The 10153-nt window shown below is 63.3% G+C and carries 8 protein-coding genes; 6 read left to right on the top strand and 2 right to left on the bottom strand.

What is annotated here, in order from left to right; all coding sequences use genetic code 11:
• Window positions 1–2: 2 nt before the first annotated feature.
• From RI518_RS05535 to ald, 4 genes are all read left to right on the top strand, one after another.
• Window positions 3–743, top strand: a complete 741-nt coding sequence (locus RI518_RS05535) for an IS3 family transposase (RefSeq protein ID WP_310689565.1) — start codon at window positions 3–5, stop codon at window positions 741–743.
• Window positions 744–820: 77 nt separating this feature from the next.
• Entirely contained in the window at window positions 821–2209 is a 1389-nt protein-coding gene (gene gabT, locus RI518_RS05530) for a 4-aminobutyrate--2-oxoglutarate transaminase (protein WP_310672411.1), read from the top strand.
• An 8-nt stretch (window positions 2210–2217) separates the two neighbouring features.
• Window positions 2218–3231 (top strand): asparaginase, encoded by a 1014-nt coding sequence (locus RI518_RS05525; RefSeq protein WP_310672410.1) that lies wholly within the window; start codon window positions 2218–2220, stop codon window positions 3229–3231.
• Window positions 3228–4340, top strand: a complete 1113-nt coding sequence (gene ald / locus RI518_RS05520) for an alanine dehydrogenase (protein ID WP_310672409.1) — start codon at window positions 3228–3230, stop codon at window positions 4338–4340. Before RI518_RS05525 ends, ald begins: the two co-directional genes overlap by 4 nt.
• A 33-nt stretch (window positions 4341–4373) precedes the next feature.
• Here ald and RI518_RS05515 read toward each other — a convergent pair whose 3' ends face one another.
• Both RI518_RS05515 and RI518_RS05510 read right to left on the bottom strand, forming a co-directional pair.
• The gene (locus RI518_RS05515) at window positions 4374–7208 is read right to left on the bottom strand and encodes an FtsK/SpoIIIE domain-containing protein (RefSeq protein WP_310689564.1); all 2835 of its coding nucleotides are present in this window, start codon (window positions 7206–7208) and stop codon (window positions 4374–4376) included.
• Window positions 7209–7421: 213 nt separating this feature from the next.
• Window positions 7422–8222: a hypothetical protein gene (locus tag RI518_RS05510; RefSeq protein ID WP_310671480.1), complete on the bottom strand. Its 801-nt coding sequence runs from the start codon at window positions 8220–8222 to the stop codon at window positions 7422–7424.
• Window positions 8223–8394: 172 nt separating this feature from the next.
• Here RI518_RS05510 and RI518_RS05505 point away from each other — a divergent pair, with 172 nt between their 5' ends.
• A complete protein-coding gene (locus tag RI518_RS05505; protein WP_310671479.1) occupies window positions 8395–8952 on the top strand; it encodes a TspO/MBR family protein in 558 nt (185 codons plus the stop codon).
• A 120-nt stretch (window positions 8953–9072) separates the two neighbouring features.
• Window positions 9073–10143 (top strand): hypothetical protein, encoded by a 1071-nt coding sequence (locus tag RI518_RS05500; RefSeq protein WP_310689563.1) that lies wholly within the window; start codon window positions 9073–9075, stop codon window positions 10141–10143.
• The last annotated feature ends 10 nt before the right edge of the window (window positions 10144–10153 follow it).

Raw genomic sequence — 10153 nt, 5'->3', positions numbered from 1 at the left:
GCCTGTTAGTCGCTGATGCGATCGGCCAGGTGCATGAGGACTCTCGAGGCACATATGGGTATCGACGAGTCCAGGCAGCATTACGCATTGAGCGGGATCTGACGGTCAACCACAAGCTTGTTGCCAAGGTAATGGCGGATTTAGGCCTGACGGGGCTGCCTCGGAAGAAAACCCGGAAACGGAACCTAATCGGCGTCCGAACCAGTAGCGACCTGGTGAACCGGAACTTCACTGCTAATCAGCCGAACCGGTTATGGGTGACCGACATCACAGAACATCCCACGAAAGAAGGAACCGTTTACGCCTGCGTGGTCTTAGACGTGTTTTCTCGGAAAGCTGTCGGTTGGGCGGTTGATCGACGGCCGGAGACCAGTCTGGTCAACTCGGCTTTGTTCATGGCCCACTCCAGCAGGCAACCAGCCACCGGGGGAATCATTCACGCCGACCATGGAGCCCAGTTCACCTCCTGGGCGTTCACCAGCAACGTCGACAAATACGGCCTCAGACTCAGCCTCGGCACGGTCGGTGACTGTTACGACAATGCCATGATCGAGTCCTTCTGGGCCAGAATGCAGACAGAGCTACTCGATCGGAAAAAATGGGTCACGATTGTTGAACTCAGCACAGAGATGGTCGACTACATTGACACCTTCCACAACTATCAGCGACGCCACTCCTCACTGGATATGCTGACACCAACCGAATACGAAAACCTATACGCCCCCATGCTCCAACTCACGTGAGCCCGGCCAAAAAACGGGGGTCAGATCACAGCGCTCATTTTTCCCAGCGCTCAGCACTGAGGTCTACACTGGTCAGCATGACTGACGTACTCTCTTCTGCACCCGCCACCACTGCCACAGACGCTGCCTCCGGCTCGACCAATCGCAAGATTGTGACCCCAATTCCTGGACCGCGCAGCATTGAGCTTCACGATCGCCGCGTCAAGGTCGTCTCCGAGGGTGTCTCGGAGCTTTTCCCGATTTACATTGACCACGCCCACGACGCGCTGATGGTCGATGTCGACGGCAACCAGTTCATCGACTTCACCGGAGGCATTGGTGTGACCACGGTCGGTCACACCAATGACGCGGTGGTCGACGCGGTTCGCGAACAGGTGGGAAAACTCACCCACACCCTCTTTGGTCTGGTCGGCTACGAGTCGTATATTCGCGCCGCTGAACTGTTGGCCGAACACACCCCCGGTGATTTTCCAAAAAAGTCGGTCTTTGTGAACTCCGGTGCGGAAGCACTGGAAAACGCGGTGAAGATTGCCCGCAAATTCACCGGTCGCACCGAGGTGGCGGTTTTGCACCACGGCTATCACGGTCGCACCCACTTGACCGCGTCGATGAACTACAACATGCACCCCTACGGCACGGGCTTCGGTCCTCTCGCCGGTTCAGTCCACCACGCCCCCAACTCCCACCCGAGTGTCGATGGCCTCACCGGCGAGCAGGCCGCCAAAGCCACCATTACCCACCTAGAAAAGCGCGTTGGAGCAGAACAGATTGCCTGCCTCGTCGTCGAGCCCATCCAGGGTGAGGGCGGTTTCATCGTCCCCGCCGATGGTTACTTAAACGCCCTCGTGGACTGGTGTGAACAACACGGCATTGTCTACGTCTCCGACGAAGTACAAAGCGGCATGATGCGAACCGGTAAATACTTCGCCAGTGAGCACTTTGGCATCACCCCCCACCTCACCACCTCCGCCAAAGGCATCGGTGGTGGTCTGCCGATCGCCGCAGTGACCGGCCGTGCCGACATTATGGACGCCTCGCACTCGGGCGGCCTCGGGGGAACCTTCGGGGGAAACCCGGTCGCCGCCGCGGCGCTGGTCGCCGTCTTCGACCAGGTCGAGAAAAAGGGTCTCCTCGCTGAAGCCCAGCGCATCGAATCGGTGATGCGCCCGCGCTTAGAAGCGATCGTGGAGCGCTTCGACGTCGTCGTCGACGCCCGCGGTAAGGGCGCGATGTTGGCCATCGAGCTCAACGACCCAGAAACCGGTGAACCGGCACCCGCCGTCGGTAAAGCCATCCAGCAGTTCGCCCTGCACCAGGGGGTGTTGTTCCTCACCGCCGGCACCTTTGGAAACGTGCTGCGCTTCCTGCCGAGTGTGGTCATCACCGACGAGCAGCTACACGAAGGCCTCGATGTCTTAGAAGCAGCACTCGAAGAGGCGACTGGCCACGCCGCGGCTCAGGCCTAAGCCGGCTCATGGCGACCTGGCTGGCAGCCGACGATAGCGCGGTGCTGGCCACTCTCGAGCGAGACGGCCACACCGAGTCTGTTCACCACGGCATCCTCAGTGTCGTTGATGGCTCCGGCGAGGTCCTCTTTGAAGCGGGTCGGGCTGACCGTGTGGTCTACCCGCGCTCGACGATCAAACCCCTTCAAACACTCGCCGTGTTGCGCACCGGCGTGGAGTTAACCGATCTGGAAATCGCTCTGGCCACCGCCAGTCACAGTGGATCGCGCGAGCACCGCGAGGCGATCTCTACGTTTTTAACCCGCCACGTCTTAAGCGAAGGGCTCCTGCAGTGTCCGCCCGACTGGCCGCTGTCGGTGTCGGAAAAAGCCGCGCTCATCGCCGAGGGCGGCCAGCAAAGCGCCCTGGCGATGAACTGCTCGGGCAAACACACCGGCTTTCTCGCCGCCTGCCAGCACCGGGGCGACCCGCTGGAGGACTACCTCGATGTGAACCACCCGCTGCAGCGAGACATTCGCGACACCATCGAAGAGTTCACCGGGGAGACCATCAGCCACACCAGCACCGATGGCTGCGGCGCTCCCCTGCACGCGATCACCCTGCACGGTCTCACCCGCGGCATCGCACGCCTGCTCTCCAGTGATGACCCCCACGCGAAGCGCATTGTGAGCGCCATTGGCGCTCACCCGTGGGCACTCTCGGGAGCGAACACACCGAACACCAGGGTCATCGAGACCCTGGGGGGCATTGCGAAAATTGGTGCCGAAGGGCTGGTCGTGATCGGACTACCGGGCGGAATCACCGCGGGGGTCAAGATCCTGGATGGGTCGATGCGCGCGACCACACCGGTCGTCCTCGAAGCCCTCGCCCGGGTAAATGCAATTCGTCCGGAAGTAGTGCAGAATTTACGAGGTTGGCTCGACGAGCCAGTGCGTGGCGGTTCAACAGTGATCGGCGGTCTTCTGGTGACACTGGGCAATGGTGCCCGGCCAGACGACCTCACAGAAAGGCACAGACAATGAAAATCTCGATTCCTCGGGAGATCAAAAACAACGAATTCCGCGTGGCGATTACCCCCGCTGGGGTTCGAGACCTGGTCAGTGGAGGACACGACGTCAGCGTCGAAACCGGAGCCGGTGCGGGAAGCCAAATCACCGACGAGGCCTACCAGCAAGAAGGCGCCCGCATTGTCCAGACCGCCGATGAATGTTGGGGTGAAGCCGACATGGTGGTCAAAGTCAAAGAACCGGTGGCCGAGGAATACCGGCATTTTCGAGACGACCTCACCCTGTTTGCCTTCCTCCACCTGGCCGCCGAGCCCGAGTTGACCAAGGCCCTCATGGACTCCGGTATGACGGCAATTGCCTACGAAACCGTCCAGTTGCCAGGCGGTGGCCTGCCGCTGCTCGCCCCCATGAGCGAAGTCGCCGGTCGACTCGCCTCCATTGTCGGAGCCCACACCCTGCTTCGCCCCCAGGGTGGCAGTGGACAGCTCGTCCCCGGTGTTCCGGGCACCCGCCCCGCACACGTCGTCATTTTGGGTGGCGGCGTCGCCGGAACGAACGCCATGTCGGTCGCGGTCGGACTCGGTGCGCGGGTGAGCGTGTTGGATACCAACCTGCAGCGACTGAAAGAAATCGACGCCCTCTACGCGGGCCGGGTCACCACGTTGGCGTCCAACTCACTAGAAATTGAGCGCGCCGTCACCGATGCCGACCTCGTGATCGGCTCGGTGCTGATCCCCGGTGCCAAGGCACCCAAACTGGTCTCGCTGGAGCTCGTCTCGAAAATGAAACCGGGCAGTGTGCTCGTCGACATCGCCGTCGATCAGGGCGGCTGCTTCGAAGGCTCGAAACCCACCACCCACGACGACCCGACGTTTGCCGTGCACAACTCGGTCTACTACTGCGTGGCGAACATGCCAGGTGCCGCCCCCGCCACATCGACGGCGGCGCTCACCAACGCCACCATGCCCTACCTGCGCCAGCTCGCCAATAAGGGCTGGAAGGACGCTCTCAAAGCAGACGCAGCCTTCGCCTCGGGTCTGTCCACCCACGCCGGTGCCCTGACCAACCAGTTCGTCGGTGACGCTTTGGGCATTGCCGCCGAAGACGCCGCCCTGCACCTGTAGAGCTCGCGAAGCCACCGGGATTATTGACCAGGCTTATCGACCGGGCAGGCCCCAGTCAATAAGCCTGGTGGTGTGCGAGCGCACCCACCAGGCCTGCGAGTCCGGTGGGCTCACACGCGGCGCGCGTTCGTGGCCGACGACCTGTCGCATCTGGGCGGGCGAGAGTCCCCGCAAAATCACTCCGGCTCCCCCGAGGGCCGCCTCGAGGCCCGCGCCGGCGAACACACCGCCGACGTCGCTGTGTGTCCACCCCGCCTGGTTCAGCCGCTCCGATGATGCCCAGGCCCCATCAGTCGAATCTGCTCCCTCCGCCGAGACACACACGCCGCCGCTGTGGGCACTGAGGACGTCTTCAAGGCTCGGCCGCGCCAACAGAGGGTGTGTCACTGGACCCTCCGGAGTGGGCTCAACACCGGTCCTATCCACAGCGGTCGTATTCACACCGGTCGCATTCACACCGGTCGTATCAACACCGGCCGCCCCCACACGATCCGGCCGGGCAAAGTGCACCGGATGGTCACGCCAGAGTCCCCGACCCGGTGGGGCGTGGGGAGAGAAATAGCGTCGGTCGATGCCCCACTGGTCTAAATACTCCGCGTGGCCAATCCGCAGGACAATGAGCTCCACACCTGTTCGAAGAAGCGGACGGAGAATGCCACAGCCTGGCCGACTGGAAATCACAAGCCGGCCAGGCTGTGGCTGTTCAGACAGCGCCGCTCCGGCAGCGACAAGACGCTCGGCCAATTGGGCCTGCACCTGCTCGGAACAGCCCGCCCACACCCGATCAATGCGGGGAGCAAACACCTGAAGTGCCGGCTGCTCATCCTGCCCGGACGCACGAGACTCGGCCGTTGGCGGGGGGCTGGACCCGACGAACTGTGGTGCCGCGGTGTGGGGGTGGGATGACTGGGCCTGTGAGGACTGGGCGTGGGATGACTGGGCGTGTGAGGACTGGGCGATGTTAATCAACACCTCGAGCGAGTCGAGCAGGGCGGCGGGTTCGTCGGGGAGAAAGAGCGGCACCTGGTGTGTCGGCACACACTCCACCACCCGCGACATTGATTCGCCGACGCCGCTTCCCACATCACCGGCTAACACCACCAGACCGTGGGCCAGGTCGTCGGGCACCCATGGGGACAGGCGCTGCAGATCGGCCTGTTCGATCAAACCGAGCTCGCCGGCGACCGGGGCGACCACATCGGGGAGGGACTCGCTCCAGAGCCTTTCTGCCACAGCCTGGGTGCCAGTCGGTGGCCCCAGGGCCACCACCTGGCTGGTGTAGGGGGAATCACCGAGGGTGAGCGCGAGGGTCGTCCCCACCGGGGTCGCACTGAGCCGCCTAATGGTGGCCTCCTGAACTCCGGGGAGATAGTCCCTGGCTTCCATCGGGTCGGTGACGCCCAGGCAGAATCGAAGCCCGGCGTTGACAATCACACTCCGGGGCACCTGGGAGGTCATCCGCTGACCCGAGACCACCAGGTGCAGGCCCAAGGAGCGGCCCCGGGACGCAATATCGCCCAGTAGCTCCGCAAAACGCGGTTCGCGCTCGAGTAACAGGGCGACCTCGTCGATGGCAATAATGCTCCGCGGGCAGACCACCTCTGCCGGCAACTCGCTGATATCGGCTACCGCATGGTCGGCCAAGAGGGCCTCTCGCCGGGCGATTTCGGCGACCACACCGCTGTGTACTCGACGAAGCGAATCGGGCTCCAAATCGGTGAGTACCCCGGCGAGGTGGTCAAGCCCCTGAAGGCCCAAAGCCCCAGCGCCACCCTTGAAATCGATGAGGACGCAGCTGAATTGGTCGGGGCGATACCGGCGAGCGGTATCCAGCAGTAGCCGCTGTAACAGGACGGTTTTCCCCCGACCGGTTTGCCCCCAGACCAGGGCGTGCGGTCCGTCCGTCGCGAGGTCGTGACTGTGCTGGTCATCGAGGGAAAACCACAAACCACTTCGATCCTCGGCAGACCCCGGCTCCCGGTTTCGCTCCGGCTCCACCAGGCGCCACTGGTCGATGCGCCGCCACGCCCAGAGCGCCCCGGGTGCACTCAGCCGGTCGGGCCGAAGCGCCTGGTCGATACGCCGGCCGTGGTCAAAAAGCTGTGCGTGGCCACTGTGGCCCACCACCAGCACGGTGTGTATACGGGGGTGAACCTCTCCCGGGCGTGCTACCTGCTCGAGGCGCACACACGGGGCACCTGACGCCGAGGCCTGGCTCGCCGGTTGGCCCAGTGCCCCCGGTAGGCCCAGTGCCCCCGGTAGCTCTAGCGGTGTGGGTGGCTCACCGGGCAGTGCCCCCTCACGATCAATCGGCCACACCAGGCGCAGGTCTCGCTCCTGGTCGCCCGCGCACCACAGTGCGAGGGCTTGGATGACGGCGGCGCGGTAGACCGCACTCGCCTCGACGCCCTCACCCACGACGGCGATTCCCCCGGAAATATCGACCGTCCGGGGTACTCCGGAGATGGATAGGCCAGAACGAGATAACCCGGGGGTAGATAGGCCGGGGGTGGATAGGCCGGAGTGTTCGACCCGGTCTAACCCGAGGCGGAGAGTGGCGCTGTCAGAGCTCCCCGGGTGGCCAGCGGTGTCTGGTCGCCACAGGGGGTTTGCCATCCATTGCTCGATGGCGGGATAGCGCGCCAGGGCATCCTGTCGAATCTCGCGTACCCTCTGGTCCTCGGCTGCCTGCGCTTCGATCAGGGCGGATTCTTCCGCCTCTCGGTCACTGGCTAGGGCCGCGCGGTGGTTTCGCTTTGCCTCCCACCAGGAGCCAAGGGCCATCACCGGGCCCAACACCCCAATCATCAGGGCAAAGGGCGAGCGAAAAACGGCGACCATCACCACGGAGATCAGTAGCGGTGCCATCAGGCTCAACCAGGGAAAACGGGGCGCGGGCCTGCTGGGAGAAGGCCCGCTTAGAGAAGGCCCGCTGGGAGAAGGGCTAGTGGCCGAGGGGGGTGGGGGGTGAGTCACAGCCTGCAGGAAAGCCTGCAGACACGGCGGCCACAGCCTAGAGCGGCGGTTTCGTGGCCGGGATAGGGCCCTCTGGCCGCTGTGGACAGCGGCGCCGAGGGGGGCTTAGCCCAATACGAGCCCGACGGAGCCCAACCGAATTTCGGAGCCGCGCACCAGGGGGTATCGCTCGTAGGGGATGCACTGCAGAGCGGCGCGGCCCGGTTCGATCACCACGGTGCCAAACACCGAATTGGCGTCTTCGACCCACAACACTCCGTCACTCACGCCGAAGCGTAAGTGGACGGGATCGACCGACTGGTCTTCGGCGATGATCTGAATCCAGTGCAGGCGGTCGCCTTCGGGCGCGCTCTCGCCCGAGCCAATACCTCCGGGAGTTTCTCCGAGGGTGTAGGTGGCGCCACTGGTCGAGGTCAACACAAACCGCGCCCTGGCCCGAGACGACTGCGATAGTCGCTCCGGATAGCTCTTTGCCTTTGCTTCGCTCAGCAGCGGTGAATCGTCGGGGTCAATGGGTTCTGGGTCGGGAGCGTTTAACCCTCGACCGAGTGTGCGTCGCAGCCATTGGGTGGCCCGAGTGAGGGTGTCTCCTCCGGTAGAGCCCTCCGGCGATTGCGTCTCGGCCTCGCGGCCTGCTCGCGGGGCGCCAGTGCCACCATCTGTGCCACCAGCCGTGCCACCAGCCGTGCCGCCGTTCGCCCCGCCATCCTCCTGGGTGCCCTCCTGGCCATCTGCAGAGGCCCGTTCGGCATCAGACGAGGTGTCGTCTCCTGGTCCTCCCCGCTGCAGGGGGTTGACCCGTGATTGGCCACAGGAGGGGCAAAACAAACTGGTTTGTGCCACCGGCAGTCCACAGCGCGAGCACTCCTCGGGGGGCGCCACGTCTTCACGGTCAAACAAACTCACGTATCGAAGGCTACCTCGTGGCACCCGCGGGACCGGGGAGGTCGAGGGGAAACCGCGGCGGGCACCTGGCACGGGGCCACCCCGCGGATATACGGCAATCGCCCAGAATGCGGACTTACCCTCGAGGTTGAACGTTTTTCGCATATTGACCGATCAAAGGTGACACGGCCGAATGTCTCGTGAGGGTTTATCTTCTCCTGACCACACCCGGGAGGACCCACAGAGCGATTGGCGCACCCTCGCCAAGGATTTGGGCGGGTTGCTGGGTTTTCTGGCAGCCAGCCTGACCGTCGCGGCCATTGCCGCGTTTGCGACGCTATCGAGCGTGAACGGTTGGTACGCAGCGGCGGAGAAAACACTCTGGAATCCACCCCACGAGATGTTTGGGCCCCTGTGGGGTGTGCTTTACACCCTGATGGCACTGGCGGGTTGGCTGGTCTGGCGCCAGCCAGAAAGCGCCCAGCGCCGCCGCGCGCTGGGGCTTTTTTTCGGCCAGTTGGCGCTCAATGCGGCCTGGACTCCGCTGTTTTTCGTCCTCTACGAATACGCCGGTGGTATCGCCCTGTGGTTGGCGTTGGGCTGGATCGTCCTGTTGGATTTTGTCGTGTTGGCCGCGGTGATCGTGTTGTGGCCCGTGCAGCGCTTCGCCTCAGTGTTGTTGGTGCCCTACTGGGTGTGGTTACTCTTTGCCACGGCCTTAAACGCGTCGATTGCGGTGATGAACGCGTAGCCACCCCTCCAGGCGATGCCCGCCAGGATTAGCTAGATTCGACGTAGTGACCACGGCGGACACGACGCCGCACGCTGTGATGGCACAACACCGCCTCCCCCGACAAGAGAGTGTGAACCCATGAGTTCGCGTAATATCCCCGCACAGATTGGCCGGGCCGTCATCGCGCTGCTCGCCGTGGGGGCACTGGCCGGCCAAGCCGGTGTGGTGTGGGCGGCCAACTGGGTGGTCGAGCACCACCAGTGGATTGCCGATCGCTCTATTGCCCTGCAGTTCGAACCCGGAGCAGAGCTCACCGATTACGCCGAGAAAGCCCAGTTCAGCGCTGAGGGTGAAATCTATTTTTACGCCTCCCGGCCCGAAGTGGTCCCGGCTCTCGAGTTTGACAACTACTGTTCCCGCGATGAACCCGGCATCGGTGTGCTGGGCTGTTACCGCCTCCAAGAACAGCGCATTTACCTCTACGACGTCACCGATGAGCGACTCTCGGCGATGGAGCCGGTCATCGCCGCCCACGAGATGCTCCACGCCGTCTGGGGCCGATTTGACCCCGCCACACGAGATGACCTCGCCGTGCTGTTAGAGGAAGGCTTCGCCCAACTGCCAGACGAGCACCCGCTTCGCGGGCGCATTGTCAGCTACGAAGAATACGACCCCAACTCCCGCATTCCCGAGCTATACGCGCTGCTTGGCACCGAAGCCGAAGTGTTGCCCGCCGCCCTCGAAGCCCACTACGCGAACTATTTCACCGACCGTCAACGAGTAGTCGCCCTCGCCGCCGAGGTCTATGGCATTTTCGACTCGTTCGGCGCGGAGCTGGACTCTTTGGTGGCAGACCTCGACGCCCGGCTCGTCGTGATCAATTCGAAAAAAGCCCAATACGAATTGGACGCCGAAATCCTCGGCGCCGATATCGCCATCTACAACGACCGGGTGAGTCGATATAACGACGGGGAAGACATCGACGGCGCCGAAAACTTCGACACGGAGCAGGCAAACCTCATCCAGCGCCAAGACACACTTCGAACAGAGCGCCAAGAAATCGAAGGCCTGATCGACGAATACAACGCGCTACTGGATGAGCTCAACACGCTGAACCAGGAACTGACGGAACTAAACCAGGGCATCAACATCACCCTCGAAGCAGAAGAGGAACTAGACGACATCGACACCGTCGAACAAGCGTCCTAGGCGCCAAGCG

Source organism: Pontimonas sp., from assembly GCF_031581085.1.
In the GTDB taxonomy this organism is placed as follows: Bacteria; Actinomycetota; Actinomycetes; order Actinomycetales; family Microbacteriaceae; genus Pontimonas.
The sequence above is the reverse complement of the archived record's forward strand: the minus strand, read 5'-3'. Positions and strand labels throughout refer to the sequence as shown.

What these genes read in the sequence shown, in the direction of transcription:
- RI518_RS05525 (WP_310672410.1), top strand. Translation starts at nt 2,218, where the DNA reads ATGGCGACCTGGCTGGCAGCCGACGATAGCGCGGTGCTGGCCACTCTC.
- RI518_RS05515 (WP_310689564.1), bottom strand. Translation starts at nt 7,208, where the DNA reads ATGGCACCGCTACTGATCTCCGTGGTGATGGTCGCCGTTTTTCGCTCG.
- RI518_RS05505 (WP_310671479.1), top strand. Translation starts at nt 8,395, where the DNA reads ATGTCTCGTGAGGGTTTATCTTCTCCTGACCACACCCGGGAGGACCCA.
- RI518_RS05500 (WP_310689563.1), top strand. Translation starts at nt 9,073, where the DNA reads ATGAGTTCGCGTAATATCCCCGCACAGATTGGCCGGGCCGTCATCGCG.
- ald (WP_310672409.1), top strand. Translation starts at nt 3,228, where the DNA reads ATGAAAATCTCGATTCCTCGGGAGATCAAAAACAACGAATTCCGCGTG.
- gabT (WP_310672411.1), top strand. Translation starts at nt 821, where the DNA reads ATGACTGACGTACTCTCTTCTGCACCCGCCACCACTGCCACAGACGCT.